Below are 15,563 nucleotides of genomic sequence, written 5' to 3'. Positions count from 1 at the left end.
AGGTCCGCCGCGGTGCCCGTGGCGGGTGGGATGTCTCACACCCCGGCCCCGCGTCTCGTTCACCCCTGACAAGTGCGAAGATGGGCGACGGCAGGACAGGGCCCCCACCCAAAGGGCCGAAGAACGAGCGGCCGGACACAAGCCGCCCGCCGGTCAGCGACGACCGGCACGGCGCACATGCATGGAGGACGTGACGTGGCGAACGACGCCAGCACCGTTTTCGACCTAGTGATCCTCGGCGGTGGCAGCGGCGGTTACGCCGCGGCCCTGCGCGGGGCGCAGCTGGGCCTGGACGTCGCCCTGATCGAGAAGGACAAGGTCGGCGGTACCTGCCTGCACCGGGGCTGCATCCCCACCAAGGCCCTGCTGCACGCGGGCGAGATCGCCGACCAGGCCCGCGAGAGCGAGCAGTTCGGTGTCAAGGCCTCCTTCGAGGGCATCGACGTCCCCGCCGTCCACAAGTACAAGGACGAGGTCATCTCGGGCCTGTACAAGGGTCTGCAGGGCCTCATCGCCTCCCGCAAGGTGACCTACATCGAGGGCGAGGGCCGGCTGTCCTCCCCGACCTCCGTCGACGTCAACGGTCAGCGGATCCAGGGCCGCCACATCCTCCTGGCGACCGGATCCGTGCCGAAGTCCCTGCCCGGCCTGACCATCGACGGCAACCGCGTCATCTCCTCCGACCACGCCCTCGTCCTGGACCGCGTGCCGAAGTCCGCGATCATCCTGGGCGGCGGCGTGATCGGCGTCGAGTTCGCCTCCGCGTGGAAGTCCTTCGGCACCGACGTCACCATCGTCGAGGGCCTCAAGCACCTGGTCCCGGTCGAGGACGAGAACAGCTCCAAGCTGCTGGAGCGCGCCTTCCGCAAGCGGGGCATCAAGTTCAACCTCGGCACGTTCTTCGAGAAGGCCGAGTACACCCAGGACGGCGTGAAGGTCACCCTCGCCGACGGCAAGGAGTTCGAGGCCGAGGTCCTGCTCGTCGCCATCGGCCGCGGCCCGGTCTCCCAGGGCCTGGGCTACGAGGAGGCCGGGATCGCGATGGACCGCGGTTACGTCCTCGTCGACGAGTACATGCGCACCAACGTTCCGACCGTCTCGGCCGTCGGCGACCTGGTCCCCACCCTCCAGCTCGCGCACGTCGGCTTCGCGGAGGGCATCCTGGTGGCGGAGCGCCTGGCCGGTCTGAAGACCGTGCCGATCGACTACGACGGTGTCCCCCGGGTGACGTACTGCCACCCGGAGGTCGCCTCCGTCGGTGTCTCCGAGGCCAAGGCCAAGGAGATCTACGGCGCGGACAAGGTCGTCGCCCTGAAGTACAACCTGGCGGGCAACGGAAAGAGCAAGATCCTCAAGACCGCGGGCGAGATCAAGCTCGTCCAGGTCAAGGACGGTGCCGTGGTCGGCGTCCACATGGTCGGCGACCGCATGGGCGAGCAGGTCGGCGAAGCGCAGCTGATCTACAACTGGGAGGCGCTGCCGGCCGAGGTCGCGCAGCTCATCCACGCCCACCCGACGCAGAACGAGGCGCTCGGCGAGGCCCACCTGGCCCTGGCCGGCAAGCCCCTCCACTCCCACGACTGAGCCTTCGGTCAACGGGCGCGACGACACAGACTTCCGTACTTCGTAAGGAGCAACCGAAACCATGGCGGTTTCCGTAACCCTGCCGGCGCTCGGCGAGAGCGTCACCGAGGGCACTGTCACCCGCTGGCTGAAGGCCGAGGGCGAGCGCGTCGAGGCCGACGAGCCGCTGCTCGAGGTCTCGACCGACAAGGTCGACACCGAGATCCCCTCTCCCGCCGCCGGTGTGCTGGCCTCCATCAAGGTCGCCGAGGACGAGACGGTGGAGGTCGGCGCCGAGCTGGCCGTCATCGACGACGGCTCCGGCGCACCCGCCGCGGCTCCGGCGCCCGCCGCCGAGGCCGCCCCCGCCCCGGCCGCCGAGCCCACGCCGGCTCCGGCCGCCGAGGCCCCCGCCGCCGAGGCGCCCGCCCCCGCTGCCGAGGCCCCGGCCGCCCCGGCCGGCGCCGCCGAGGGCACCGACGTGGTCCTGCCCGCGCTGGGCGAGTCGGTCACCGAGGGCACCGTGACCCGCTGGCTGAAGTCGGTCGGCGACTCCGTCGAGGCCGACGAGCCGCTGCTCGAGGTCTCCACGGACAAGGTCGACACCGAGATCCCGGCGCCCACCTCCGGTGTGCTCCTGGAGATCGTGGTCGGCGAGGACGAGACCGCCGAGGTCGGCGCCAAGCTCGCCGTCATCGGCGCTCCGGGTGCCGCTCCCGCCGCCGCCCCGGCCCCGGCCGCCCCGGCGCCCGCCGCCGAGACCCCCGCCCCGGCCCCCGCCGCCCCCGCGGCACCGGCCACCCCGGCCCCGGCTCCGCAGGCCCCCGCGGCCCCGGCCCCGGCCGCCCCGGCTCCGCAGGCCCCGGCCGCCCAGGCTCCGGCCCCGGCCGCCGCTCCCGCGGCTCCGGCTCCCGCCGCCCAGGCGACCGACGAGGGCGCCTACGTGACCCCGCTGGTGCGCAAGCTCGCCGCCGAGAACGGCGTCGACCTGGGCTCCGTCAAGGGCACCGGCGTCGGCGGTCGCATCCGCAAGCAGGACGTCCTCGCCGCCGCCGAGGCCGCGAAGGCCCCGGCCGCCCCGGCCCCCGCCGCCGCTGCCGCGCCCGCCGCGAAGAAGGCCCCCGCCCTGGAAGCCTCCCCGCTGCGCGGCCAGACCGTGAAGATGCCGCGGATCCGCAAGGTCATCGGCGACAACATGGTCAAGGCCCTGCACGAGCAGGCGCAGCTGTCCTCGGTGGTCGAGGTCGACGTGACCCGGCTGATGAAGCTGCGGGCCAAGGCGAAGGACTCCTTCGCCGCGCGTGAGGGTGTCAAGCTCTCCCCGATGCCGTTCTTCGTCAAGGCCGCCGCGCAGGCGCTGAAGGCCCACCCGGCCATCAACGCCAAGATCAACGAGGCCGAGGGGACCATCACCTACTTCGACACCGAGAACGTCGGTATCGCGGTGGACTCCGAGAAGGGCCTGATGACCCCGGTCATCAAGCACGCCGGTGACCTGAACATCGCCGGCATCGCCAAGGCCACGGCCGAGCTGGCGGGCAAGGTCCGGGCGAGCAAGATCACGCCGGACGAGCTGTCCGGTGCGACCTTCACCATCTCCAACACCGGTTCGCGCGGCGCGCTGTTCGACACGATCATCGTGCCGCCGGGCCAGGTGGCGATCCTCGGCATCGGTGCCACGGTCAAGCGTCCGGCCGTCATCGAGACCGAGGAGGGCACGGTCATCGGCGTCCGCGACATGACCTACCTGACCCTCTCCTACGACCACCGCCTGGTGGACGGCGCCGACGCGGCCCGTTACCTGACGGCGGTCAAGGCGATCCTGGAGGCGGGCGAGTTCGAGGTCGAGCTGGGTCTGTGACCCGGGCCGAGGGTCCCGACGGCGTCGGGACCGGCCTGTGACCTCGTCCCTGCACGGGAAGAGCGGGTGCGGCGCCCCCGTCCGGAGCACTCCGGGCGGGGGCGCCGCCGTTTGCCGTTTCTTGGCCATCACGGCGTGTAAGCCTCGTCTCACCTGCGTGAAAGCGCCCGTATGCGCCCTTCCGCCCCGCGCTGACCGCCGTATTGTCTAAGCGTCAACGCCCCCGGGGGCCGCCGCCCGGTCCCGCTTTAAGGAGCCTCCATGACCGCGCCCGTCGTCCACTCGCTGCGCGAGCAGATCCGCGAGCACATCGTGGAGGGGATCGTCAGCGGGCGCTGGAAGCCGGGCGAGCGGATCGTGGAGCGGCGGATCGCGACCGAGCTGGAGGTCAGCCAGACCCCGGTGCGGGAGGCGCTGCGCGAGCTGGAGTCGCTGCGGCTGATCGAGTCGGCCCCGAACAAGGGCGTGCGGGTGCGCAACCTGAGCGCCGCCGACCTGGAGGAGAGCTACCCCGTCCGGGCCGGTCTGGAGGCCATCGCGGCGGAGCTGGCGGCGGAGCGGCTGGCCGAGGACTGCTCGGCCCTGGAGCCGCACGTGTCCGCGCTGTACGAGGCCGACCGGCGGGCGGACGGCACCGCGCAGGTGCGGCACACGGTGGGCTTCCACCGGGAGCTGGTGCGCGCGGCCGGCAACTCGGTGCTGCTGCACACCTGGGAGGGCCTGGGCATCGAGGTCTTCACGGCGCTGTCGATCCGCTGGCTGGGCACCGTCCAGCAGTCGTACGCGGAGGAGCACGAGGAGCTGGTGCAGGCGTTCCGCAGGCGTGACGCGCGGATCGCGGAGCTGGTGAAGGCGCACGTCCTGGGCTGCGCGCCGCGTCCGTGACACCGCGTCCGGGCTGCGCGCCCCCGCCCGTGAGCCGTCGGCTCCCCCCGTCCGAGCAGTCGAGCACTTCGCCGCTCACCTGGGAAAACGCTTCGAAAACACGGCACCGCGTGCCTGTTCGAAAGGCACCGGGTGCCGACTTTCTCGTAATCAAGAGGTTTTGACCCTCAACCCTTTGATCGATCATCGATCAGGGAGTTACAGTCGGCGACGGGCTTCCACCAGAGCCCCTCCAGCCCTGTCCTGCCAAAGACCTAGGGCACCCCCGAACCCTTGCAGATGAGGGAACCCCCTTCGACTGAGGAAGGCGGCGACATGACCGACCCCAACGCCATCCAGCCGAGCGAGCTCGACCAGCTCCCGGACCGCGACCCCGAGGAGACCGCCGAATGGCAGGCCTCCCTGGACGCCGTTGCCAAGGCGGCCGGGCCGCACCGTGCCGCGTATCTGATGCGCCGCACGCTGGAGCGCGCCGAGGGCACTGGTGTCGCCCTGCCGAAGCTCCTGGAGACCGACTACGTCAACTCCATCCCGACCGCGGCCGAGCCGGCCGTCCCCGGTGACGAGGCCATGGAGGCCCGGATCACCGCGTGGAACCGGTGGAACGCGGCGGCGATGGTCACCCGAGGCTCCAAGTACGGCGTCGGCGGCCACATCGCCACCTTCGCCTCGGCGGCATGGCTGTACGAGACCGGCTTCAACCACTTCTTCCACGGCAAGGAGGGCGACGGCTCCGGCGACCAGCTGTACATCCAGGGCCACGCCTCCCCCGGCATCTACGCCCGTGCCTTCCTGGACGGCCGCCTGACCGAGGCGCACCTGGACAAGTTCCGCCAGGAGGCCGGCGGCAACGGACTGCCGTCCTACCCGCACCCGCGCCGCCTGCCCTGGCTGTGGGAGTTCCCGACCGTCTCCATGGGCCTCGGCCCGCTGTCGGCGATCTACCAGGCGCGCTTCAACCGCTACCTCACCAACCGCGGCATCAAGGACGTCTCCGCCTCGCACGTGTGGGCGTTCCTCGGTGACGGCGAGATGGACGAGCCCGAGTCGACGGCCGCGCTCGCGCTGGCCGCCCGTGAGCAGCTCGACAACCTCACGTTCGTCATCAACTGCAACCTGCAGCGCCTGGACGGCCCGGTCCGCGCCAACTTCAAGATCGTGCAGGAGCTGGAGGCCCAGTTCCGCGGCGCCGGCTGGAACGTGGTCAAGTCGCTGTGGGGCACCGCCTGGGACGAGCTGTTCCAGCTCGACACCACGGGCGCGCTGCTGCGCCGCCTTCGCCAGGTGCCGGACGCGCAGATCCAGACGTACCAGACCCGCGACGCGGCCTACATCCGCCAGGACTTCTTCGGCGCCGACCCGGCGCTCGCCGAGATGGCGAAGCTGCTGAGCGACGACAAGATCATCGAGTGCTTCCACTACTCGCGCGGCGGCCACGAGGCCCGCAAGGTCTACGCCGCGTACAAGGCCGCCCTGGAGCACAAGGGCGCCCCGACGGTGATCCTGGCCCAGACGGTCAAGGGCCACACCCTGGGCAGCGGCTTCGCCTCGAAGAACGCCAACCACCAGATGAAGAAGCTGTCGGTGGACGAGTTCAAGCAGATGCGTGACCTGCTGGAGCTGCCGATCAAGGACAGCGACTTCGTCGACGGCCAGGTCCCCTACGGCCACCCCGGCGCCGACTCCCCCGAGGTGCGCTACCTCCAGGAGCGCCGCGCGGCCCTCGGCGGCCCGGCCCCGGCCCGCCGCGTGCACCCCGTCGCGGCCCTGCCGGCCCCGGCCGACAAGGCGTTCGGCGCCTTCGACAAGGGCTCCGGCTCGCAGAGCGTGGCCACCACCATGGCCTTCGTCCGCCTGGTCAAGGACCTGGTCCGCGACAAGGAGACCGGCAGGCGCTGGGTGCCGATCGTCCCCGACGAGGCGCGCACCTTCGGCATGGAGTCGCTGTTCCCCTCGCTCGGGATCTACTCCCCCAAGGGCCAGACGTACGAGCCGGTCGACCGCGACCAGCTGATGTACTACAAGGAGGCCAAGAACGGCCAGATCCTCAACGAGGGGATCACCGAGGCCGGTTCCATGGCCGACTTCATCGCCGCCTCGTCGTCGTACGCGACGCACGGCGAGCCGATGATCCCGTTCTACATCTTCTACTCGATGTTCGGCTGGCAGCGCACCGCCGACCAGATGTGGCAGCTCGGCGACCAGCTCGGCCGCGGCTTCCTCGTCGGCGCCACGGCCGGCCGCACCACGCTCACCGGTGAGGGCCTGCAGCACGCCGACGGCCACTCCCCGGTCATCGCGGCCACCAACCCTGCGGCGCTCTCCTACGACCCGGCGTTCGCGTACGAGATCGCGGTCATCGTCAAGGAGGGCCTGCGCCGCATGTACGGCGAGGCGGCCGAGGGCGAGGACCAGAATGTCTTCTACTACCTCACCGTCTACAACGAGCCGCTGCCGCAGCCGGCCAAGCCGTCCGGCCTCGGCATCGACGAGGGCATCGTCAAGGGCCTGTACCGCTTCAACACGGCGGAGTCGGCCGGTCTGACCGCCCCGGCGAACGCGCCGCGCATCCAGCTGCTCGGCTCGGGCACGGCGATCCACTGGGCGCTCAAGGCGCAGCAGCTGCTCGCCGAGGAGTGGGGCGTTGCCGCCGACGTGTGGTCGGCGACCTCGTGGGGCGAGCTGCGCCGCGACGCGCTGGAGGCCGACGCGGCCCTCCTGCGCGGCGAGGAGCGGGTGCCCTTCGTACGCCAGGCGCTCCAGGGCGCCGAGGGCCCGGTGCTGGCGGTCTCCGACTACATGCGCCAGGTCCCGGACCAGATCGCGCAGTGGGTCGAGCAGGACTACTCGTCGCTGGGCGCCGACGGCTTCGGCCTGTCGGACACCCGTGAGGCCGCCCGCCGCCACTTCGGGGTGGACGCCGAGTCGATCGTCGTCGCGGCCCTGGCGCAGCTGGCCCGGCGCGGCGAGGTCAAGGCCTCGGCGGTCAAGGAGGCCCGGGAGAAGTACGGCCTGTAAGGAGCACGGCCCGCAAGGGCCGGGGTTCCCGTCACGAAGGGGCACGGCGTTCGCCGTGCCCCTTCGCCGTCGGCGCTGTCAGTGGTCCCCGGCATGATGGCCGTATGCGTGCCGCCCGCCTGATCAAGATGGTGCTGCTGCTCCAGTCGCGGCAGCCGATGACCGCCGCCGAGCTGGCCCGTGAGCTGGAGGTGTCGGAGCGGACCGTCACGCGGGACGCGCAGGCGCTGTCGGAGGCGGGCGTGCCGGTGTACGCCGACCGGGGGCGGGCCGGCGGCTACCGGCTGGTGGGCGGGTACCGCACGCGGCTGACGGGCCTGGCGCGCGGTGAGGCGGAGGCGCTGTTCCTCAGCGGTGTGCCGGGCGCGCTGCGGGACATGGGTCTGGAGGACGCCGCCTCGGCGGCCCGGCTGAAGGTGTCCGCGGCGCTGCTGCCCGCCGTGCGCGACGCCCCCCGCACGGCGGCGCAGCGCTTCCACCTGGACGCCCCGGCCTGGTTCCGTGAACCCACGGTGCCCCCGCTGCTGCCCGCCGTGGCGGACGCGGTTTGGAGCGACCTCGTCCTCACCGTGCGCTACCGGCGCGGGGAGGGCGGGACGGAGGTCGTACGCGAGCTGGAGCCGTACGGTCTCGTGCTGAAGGCGGGCGCGTGGTACCTGTGCGCGCGGGTCGCGGAGCACGCGCCGGACGGCGGGCTGGGGGCGCACCGGTCCGGAACGGCTGCCCGAGCCGAAGCGACTCACCGGGACAAAACGACTCGCGGGGCCGAAGCGGCGGCTCACCGGGTCTACCGGCTCGACCGGTTCACGGCGGTCGAACCGGGCGGGGGGCGGTTCGCCCGGGACGAGACCTTCGACCTGGCCGCGTTCTGGGCGGAGCGCGCCGAGCAGTTCGCCCGCTCGATCCTGCGCGCCGAGGTGGTCGTACGGCTGTCCGAGGAGGGGCTGCGCGGGCTGCCGCACGCCGTCGACCCGGCGGCGGCCCGCGAGGCCCTGGCCGCCGCCGGTCCCCCGGACGGACACGGCCGGACGACGGTGACCCTGCTGGTGGAATCGGAGGAGGTCGCGCACGCCCAGCTCAGGGCCCTGGGTCCGGAGGCCGAGATCCTGGCCCCCGCCTCCCTGCGCGAGCGCTTCACCCGGGACGCCCTGCGCCTGACCACCCTGTACGGCACCGGGGGCCCGGCGGCGCCGGCCGACGGAGAGGAAGCGCCGGGGGCGGACGGAGAGGGCACCGGGGCGGCGTGAGGGCACCGGCCGCGTGGCACGGGGAGGCAGGACGCCGCAGGGTGCCCGGCGCGCTTTCGCGGGGCGGCGCGGCCGGAGGGTGTAGGACGTGCAACGATCCGCCGCACTCCGCGTGCGGGGGGCGGTGTGAGGGCCGATGCTTGAACCCGTGATGGACGAGACGGAGTTCTGGGAGCTGATCGACGCGACGCGCGGGGCCGCCGAGGGGGATCCCGAGGAGCAGGCCGATCTGCTCGTGGAGCGGCTGCTCGGGTTCGACCCGGAGCAGGTTCTCGACTTCGCCCGTCACTTCGAGTCCCGCTACAACCGCGCGTACCGCTGGGATCTGTGGGGCGCCGCGTGGGTGCTGCTGGACGGGGCGAGCGACGACGCCTTCGACTACTTCCGGTGCTGGCTGATCGGCCAGGGCCGGGAGGTGTTCGAGGGTGCCCTGCACGACCCGGACTCGCTGGCCGAACTGCTGGACGACTTCGACGAGGAGATCGACGGCGACGGCGAGGAACTGGGGTACGCGGCGGACGAGGCCTACGAGCAGCTCACCGGGACGGTCGCCCCCGACCTCGGCATCCCGCCCGCGCCGGCCGAACCGGAGGGCACCCCGGTCGAGTTCGAGGACGACGGCGCACTGGCCGAGCGCTACCCACGGCTGTGGGGCCGGTTCCACGACTGACACGGACGGGGGCGGAGCCCGGTCTCAGCGCCGGCCCTGCAACCGGGCCGCCGTCTCGCGGATCGCGGGGAGGCGGACGGTCAGCGCCGCGCCGGGGCAGGTGGTGCGGAAGCCGTCGGTGTGGCCGGCGAGCGCCGGGAGCAGCGCTGCGGTGCCGGCGGTGTAGCGGGCGAGCTTGTTGCTGGAGACCAGTGTGACGCTGCCGCGCGGGTCGACCCCGGCCAGGCCGAGTTTCCAGGCGGCCAGCGCGGCGATGGCGTCGGTCAGGGCGCGGGGCACGGGCGTGCCCGCCGTGAAGGTGCCGATGGCCGCGATACCGGCCGTGCGGTGGTTGAAGCCCTGGGTGTGGGCGCCGGTGACGGCTCGTTCGATGCCGCCGGCACGGCCCTCGTAGATCGTGCCGCAGCGGTCGACGAGGAAGTTGTAGCCGATGTCGTCCCACTTGCGGGCGCCGGTCTGCCCCGCGTAGAGGCGGCGGATGATGCTCGGGCTGTCGGCGCAGGCGTAGCCGTTGGGCGAGTCGGTGTGGTGGACGAACACGGCGACGACCTTGTCGTCGTAGCGCGGGGGCGGCTGCACGTGCCGCGCGGTGGCGTCCAGCCAGACCGACCGGGGCACGATGCGCGGCCGGGGCGCGTGGTGCGCGGGGGCGGCCGGGCCGGGTGTCAGGGTCTGCCCGGCCCACGGCCCCGCGTCCTGTGCGTGCGCCCCCGTCGGCGCCCGCTCGGTGACCGTGCGGCCGGTGTCCCGCGCGCCCAGCAGCAGCGCGCCGGCGGCGCCGGCCGCCGGCAGGAGGCACAGCAGCGCGACGAGGGCACGCCGCAGCAGCCGGGTGCGGCGGCGCACCGCCAGGACGCTCCGCGGCTCCTGGGGGATCCCGTCCCACCGGTCCCGCGGTCGCCGCCAAGCCTGCCGGACCGCAGTGGCCGGCCGACCGGGCCAGGCAGGCAGATCCGGACCGGCCGCCTGATCCGGCCAGGCCGGCCGGCCGGGCCGGGCCCACCGCGTCCAGGGCGTCCGCGGCGACAGCGGCGACCGTCCGGAGCACGGCGTCCGCCGGGCCCACCTCGTCCGCCGCCACGGGGCGCGCCGCCGCTCCGGGCCCCGCGGGCGCAGGGCGGCGCGCCCTTCCTTCCCCACTCCACGCATGACCTCACCCTCACCCCCATCCGCCCCGTCCGCGATGTGTGCTGTGCCACCTGGTGGAACCATCGTCCTGGTCCGGGGCGTTTCTGTGGGTACACGTACACGTGGCCGGTTCCCGGACCCACGTGCGCGTGTCCGAACACGCTGATCACCGGGCCCGTCCCGCGCGTATCCGGGTCCGAGAGAAAGGCGGCATGCGTGGACCTGCTCGACCTCGTGCTGTTGCTGGTGATCGTGTTGTACGCGGCGTCCGGCTACCGGCGCGGACTGGTGGCCGGCTGTGTCTCGCTGGCCGGTTTCGTGGGCGGCGCCGTCATCGGCGTGTGGGTGCTGCCGTGGGTGATGGACCTGGTCACCCGCGGGACGACGGCGGCCACCGTCGCCGCCGTCCTGACCGTCCTGGTGCCCGCGGTCGTGGGGCACGAGCTGGCGGGGCGCCTCGCGCTGCGGCTGCGGCGCGAGCTGGACCGGGCCGGCCGCGGCCCGCTGCGCGTGGCCGACGGCATCGGCGGTGCCGCCGCCAACTCGGTGGCGGTGCTGATCGTGGCCTGGGTCGCGGCGAGCGTCCTGGGCGCCTCCTCCTCCCCCGTGGTGACCTCGGCGATACGGGACTCCACGCTGCTCGGGACCGTCCAGGACGCGATGCCGGACACCACCCCCGCCTGGTTCTCGCGGGCAACCTCCGCACTGACCGAGGCGGGCTTCCCGCAGGTCTTCAACCCGTTCGAGAACGAGCCCGCGGCGGGCGTCGCCCGTCCCTCCGGCGACAGCGTGACGGCGAGCGCGACGGGCGCCGCCCGGCTCAGCACGGTCAAGATCGAGGGTTCCTCGGGCAACCAGGGCCGCGAGGGCAGCGGTTTCGTGTACGCGCGGCAGCACGTGATGACCAACGCGCACGTGGTCGCGGGCATCGACAGCCCCTACGTGCAGATCGGCGGCGTCGGGCATTCGTACGCGGCGCGGGTGGTCCTCTTCGACCCCGACCGGGACGTGGCCGTGCTCTACGTCCCCGGGCTGCGCGCTCCCGTGCTGCGCTTCGACGACACCGCCGGGCGGGGCGACGCGGCCGTGGTCGCGGGCTATCCGCAGGACGGCGGGCTGAACCTGCAGGCGGCGACGGTGGCGAACCGGATCCGGGCCACCGGCCAGAACATCTACAACGACGCCACCGTCACCCGCGAGATCTACTCGATCCGCTCCACGGTCCGGCCCGGCAACTCCGGCGGCCCGCTGCTGACCACGGGCGGCCGGGTGTACGGCATGGTGTTCGCCCGCTCGACCTCGGACGCCGAGACGGGTTACGCGCTGACGGCGGCCGAGGTGGCCCCGGACGCGCAGCGGGCGGCGAGCGCCACCGCGCCCGTGGACACGGGCCGGCTGGTCGCCTCCTGACACGTGGTGACCGCCTGGCCCGGCACCGCCCCTGACGCGCGACCGCCTCCGGACGGGCCCGCCTCAGCGGGTCACAGCGGGCGGCCCATGAAGACGTCGTCGACATAGACGCCGTCCAGGAAGAACTCCCCGGGCTGGATCCCCTCCACGACGAAGCCCTCGGACTCGTACAGCCTGCGCGCCGGGGTGTTGGGCCCGAGGACGCGCAGGGAGATGCGGCGGGCGCCCAGACGGCGGGCCTCCTCGACGGCGGCGCGCAGCAGGGCGCGGCCGACGCCGGCGCCCCGGGCCGCGTCGGCCACGGCGAGGCCGCGGATCTGGCGGACGTGCGCGTTGGCGGCCAGTTCGGTGGGGCGGCCGAGGCGGACGTAGCCGACGAGCCGGCCGTCGAGTTCGGCGACCAGGTGCTGCTCGGGACCCGACCGCTCGGTGAAGAACGGCTCGTACGGTTCCTCGGGGCGCGGCTGCACGGAGTGCAGCGGGGACCAGACGGCCCGGTCGAGCCGCGCCAGTACCTCCTCGTCGCCGGCCGTGGCACGGCGGACGTGCGGGACGCGGCCGCCGCCGGGCGGGGCGGCGCCACCGGGCAGGGGTGCGGCGCTGTCAGGTATGGGGGCACTGTCGGGCACGGGGGCGGCACTGTCGGGCATGGGGGCACTGTAGGGGCGGCCGGGGCACTGCCGCCGGGTATTTCCGTGGCGGGCGGGGCGGAAGGGCTGCGGCGGGGCAGGATGGGTCCATGGAACGTTCACGCATCGCGGTGGCCGGCGCGTCCGGTCTGATCGGCAGCGCCCTGGTGCGGTCCCTGGCCGCGGACGGGCACGAGGTGGTGCGCCTGGTGCGCCGTCCGGCCCGCGGCGCGGACGAGGTCCGCTGGGACCCGGAGCGGCAGTACGTCGACACGACGGGGCTCATCGGGTGCGACGCGGTGGTCAACCTGGCGGGTGCGGGGGTGGGCGACCACCGCTGGACGGACGCGTACAAGAGGACGCTGCGGGACAGCAGGGTGCTCGGCACGGCGGCGCTCGCCGAGGCCGTCGCCGCCCTCGGCACACCGCCGCGGGTCTTCGTCGGCGGCAGCGCGATCGGCTTCTACGGCGACACGGGCGAGCGGGCCGTCGACGAGGACGCGCCGCCCGGGGACGGTTTCCTGCCCTCGCTGTGCGTGGAGTGGGAGGAGGCCGCGGCCCCCGCGCAGGAGGCGGGCGTACGGACGGTGTTCGCGCGGACGGGTCTGGTGGTGGCCCGCGAGGGCGGTGCGTGGGGGCGGCTGTTCCCGCTGTTCCGGGCCGGTCTGGGCGGCCGGATGGGGGACGGGCGGCAGTACTGGTCGTTCATCGCGCTGCACGACGAGGTGGCGGCGCTGCGCCACCTCATCGACACCGAGAGCCTGTCCGGACCGGTCAACCTGACCGCTCCGCATCCGCTGACGAACCGTGAGATCACCGCGGCCATGGGCCGGGTGCTGCACCGGCCGGCGCTGTTCCCGGTGCCGGCGCCGGTGCTGCGGGCCGCGCTCGGGGAGATGGCCGGGGACGTGCTGGGCAGTGCCCGGGTGGTGCCGCGGCGGCTGCTGGAGTCGGGGTTCACCTTCGCCTTCCCGGGGATCGAGGACGCCGTACGGGCGGCGCTGTGAGGAGCGGAGGGAGCCGCCGTACGAGCCGGCCGCGCGAACCCCGTACGAGCGACTGCGGGGCGGCCGGGACGAGCGGCGCCCGCCGGGCGTGAACGCCGGCGCGCGCGGCGCGTGACAACCGGGGGCCTCCCGGACCCGACCGCCGACGCGAGCGGCAAGGGACGGCCGGGGCCACCGGTTCCCGACCACCGGGGCGCGCGGCAAGGGACCGGCGGGACGAACGGGCCCCGACCACCGGCACGAGCGGCAGGGGACGGCCCGGGACGAACGGGCCCCGACCACCGGTTCTCGACCACCGGGACGAACGGACCCCACCCCACCGGTTCTCGCCCGCCGGCGCGGGCGGTGTGCGACCGGTGGGGCGAACCGCCGGTGACGGTTCTCGATGGATCCGGGTGAATCCCGGCGGATCCCGGTGGATCTCGATGGATCTCGGCGGATCCCGGTGGATCCCGAAAGTACGCGCCCGCATGCGACCGCTGTGCGACCGTGCCCTGCCGATGCGCGACTGTTCCTGACCGGACGCGGCCCTAACCTCGTGCCGAACTCGGGTATTCCTCAAGCCGGTCGCGGGCATCACCGCTCCACCGGCCGCGCAACCTCGAGGAGGGGCACGTGCTTGAGCCCGCGTACCAGGTGGATGTCGTGGTGGTGGGAGCCGGAGTCGCCGGGCTCTCCGCCGCGCACCGGCTCACCAGCGCAGGAGTAACGACCGCAGTCCTGGAGGCCGCCCCTTACGTGGGCGGCCGCATGTCGACGGAGAAGATCGACGGCTTCCGGCTCGACCGGATCGGGCAGTTGCTGTTCACGTCCTACCCCCAACTGGGCCGCAGCCCGGGGCTGGACGCGCTCGTGCTGCGGCCCTTCGCGCCGGGGGTCCTGCTGCACAACGACGGACGCCACCACCGCGCGGGCGCCCCAGCGGGCGGCGGAAGCGCGCGGAGCGCATTCCACGCCGTGCGCGCCCTGGCGAGCGCCCCCCGTTCCCCGGCCGCGCCGGGCGGACGGGCCGGCCGCGCCCTGCGCGCCGTCCCGCCGCTGCGGCCCCGGGCCGGCGCGGCACCGGCGGCGGCCCTGCTCGACGAGGCCGCAGGGCCCGGCTTCGCGGTGCCGGGGAGCGCCGGCCGCTCCGCGGCACCGGCCGACCGCGCCCAGCCCTTCGGCATCGGCACCCCCCTGCGGCTGCGCGCCGCGCTCGCCCGTATCGCCGCCACCCCGGTCGAACGCCTCATGGCCCGGCCCGAACTCCCGGCCGGCCAGGCCCTCGCGGACCGCGGGCTGCCCGCCCGCACCGTCGACGGCTTCCTGCGCCCGCTGCTGTCCGCGCTGCTGTGCGACCCGGACCTCACCACCTCCAGCCGGTGCGCGGACCTGGCGCTGCGCGCCTTCGCCACGGGCCGGCTGTGTCTGCCGGAGGGCGGGGCCGAGGTGCTGCCGGAACTGCTCGCCAACACGCTGCCGCCGGGCACCGTGCGCACCGGTGTCCGGGTCACCTCCGTGTCCACCAACGCGGTGACCACCGCGGAGCACGGCGAGATCCGCTGCCACGCGGTGCTGGTGGCGACCGGCGCGCGGACCGCCGCCGAGCTGCTGCCCGGGCTGCACGTGCCGGACTTCCACCCCGTGACGGTCGTCCACCACACGACGGACGAGCCGCCCCGGACGGGCGGCCACCTGCTGCTCGACGCGGAACGGGGCGGCCCGGTCGCGCACACGGCGGTGATCAGCCGGGTCGACCCGTCCCGGGCCCCGGCCGGCCGCGCCCTGGTCTCCTCGACGGTCCTGGGCGAGCCGCCGGCCGACGTCGACACCGCCGTACGCCGCCATCTGGCCCGCCTGTACGGAACCCCGACCGGGCGCTGGGAGACGCTGGCCGTCCACCACACCGCGGAGGCGGTGCCGGCGATGCGTCCCCCGCACGACGCGAGGCGGCCGGTGCGGCTGCTGGCGGGCCTGTACGTCTGCGGCGACCACCGTGACACCAGCACGCTCCAGGGCGCCCTGCACTCGGCCCACCGCGCGGCGGCGGCGATCCTGGCCGACCTGGGCGCCGGCCGCCCGATGCACAGCGCGGACCCCCGCGCGACACAGGCCCCGCGGGCGGCGGCGGCCTGACACCGGGGGCGGGGCCCCGGCCCCGCCCCC

Annotated in this window: 11 protein-coding genes; 9 read left to right on the top strand and 2 right to left on the bottom strand. The window is 74.0% G+C overall.

Annotation, left to right across the window (positions count from 1 at the left end):
• The first annotated feature begins 195 nt into the window (after positions 1-195).
• The 6 genes from lpdA to IG64_RS14625 all read left to right on the top strand — a co-directional run bounded on the left by lpdA (position 196) and on the right by IG64_RS14625 (position 9,244).
• On the top strand, positions 196-1,584 hold the full coding sequence (gene lpdA / locus IG64_RS14650) for a dihydrolipoyl dehydrogenase (protein ID WP_037855847.1): 1,389 nt from the start codon (positions 196-198) through the stop codon (positions 1,582-1,584).
• A gap of 61 nt (positions 1,585-1,645) precedes the next feature.
• A complete protein-coding gene (sucB, locus tag IG64_RS14645) occupies positions 1,646-3,424 on the top strand; it encodes a 2-oxoglutarate dehydrogenase, E2 component, dihydrolipoamide succinyltransferase (RefSeq protein ID WP_037855844.1) in 1,779 nt (592 codons plus the stop codon).
• Positions 3,425-3,685: 261 nt separating this feature from the next.
• Positions 3,686-4,309, top strand: coding sequence for a GntR family transcriptional regulator (locus IG64_RS14640; RefSeq protein WP_037855842.1), 624 nt, complete (start codon positions 3,686-3,688; stop codon positions 4,307-4,309).
• A gap of 315 nt (positions 4,310-4,624) precedes the next feature.
• Complete coding sequence (gene aceE, locus IG64_RS14635) at positions 4,625-7,327, top strand: pyruvate dehydrogenase (acetyl-transferring), homodimeric type (protein WP_037855840.1); 2,703 nt, start codon at positions 4,625-4,627, stop codon at positions 7,325-7,327.
• Between the two features lie 104 nt (positions 7,328-7,431).
• Entirely contained in the window at positions 7,432-8,574 is a 1,143-nt protein-coding gene (locus IG64_RS14630) for a helix-turn-helix transcriptional regulator (protein ID WP_051812916.1), read from the top strand.
• A 151-nt stretch (positions 8,575-8,725) separates the two neighbouring features.
• A complete protein-coding gene (locus IG64_RS14625) occupies positions 8,726-9,244 on the top strand; it encodes a DUF4240 domain-containing protein (protein WP_037855838.1) in 519 nt (172 codons plus the stop codon).
• Between the two features lie 24 nt (positions 9,245-9,268).
• Here the strand turns inward: IG64_RS14625 and IG64_RS14620 are convergent, their stop codons facing one another.
• Positions 9,269-10,090: a peptidoglycan recognition protein gene (locus tag IG64_RS14620; RefSeq protein WP_037855835.1), complete on the bottom strand. Its 822-nt coding sequence runs from the start codon at positions 10,088-10,090 to the stop codon at positions 9,269-9,271.
• Positions 10,091-10,588: 498 nt separating this feature from the next.
• Here IG64_RS14620 and IG64_RS14615 point away from each other — a divergent pair, with 498 nt between their 5' ends.
• On the top strand, positions 10,589-11,782 hold the full coding sequence (locus tag IG64_RS14615) for a MarP family serine protease (protein ID WP_037855831.1): 1,194 nt from the start codon (positions 10,589-10,591) through the stop codon (positions 11,780-11,782).
• Positions 11,783-11,853: 71 nt separating this feature from the next.
• On the opposite strand, the gene IG64_RS14610 is transcribed toward IG64_RS14615, so the two are convergent.
• Positions 11,854-12,432, bottom strand: coding sequence for a GNAT family N-acetyltransferase (locus IG64_RS14610; protein WP_037855829.1), 579 nt, complete (start codon positions 12,430-12,432; stop codon positions 11,854-11,856).
• A gap of 89 nt (positions 12,433-12,521) precedes the next feature.
• On the opposite strand from IG64_RS14610, the gene IG64_RS14605 reads away from it, so the two are divergent.
• Both IG64_RS14605 and IG64_RS14600 read left to right on the top strand, forming a co-directional pair.
• Complete coding sequence (locus IG64_RS14605) at positions 12,522-13,418, top strand: TIGR01777 family oxidoreductase (protein ID WP_037855826.1); 897 nt, start codon at positions 12,522-12,524, stop codon at positions 13,416-13,418.
• A gap of 615 nt (positions 13,419-14,033) precedes the next feature.
• On the top strand, positions 14,034-15,533 hold the full coding sequence (locus IG64_RS14600; protein WP_037855823.1) for an NAD(P)/FAD-dependent oxidoreductase: 1,500 nt from the start codon (positions 14,034-14,036) through the stop codon (positions 15,531-15,533).
• Positions 15,534-15,563 lie beyond the last annotated feature (30 nt).

This window comes from Streptomyces sp. NRRL S-340, assembly GCF_000720185.1.
Classification (GTDB): Bacteria; Actinomycetota; Actinomycetes; order Streptomycetales; family Streptomycetaceae; genus Streptomyces.
Note: the sequence above shows the minus strand (reverse complement) of the source record. Positions and strands in the feature narration are given on the sequence as shown.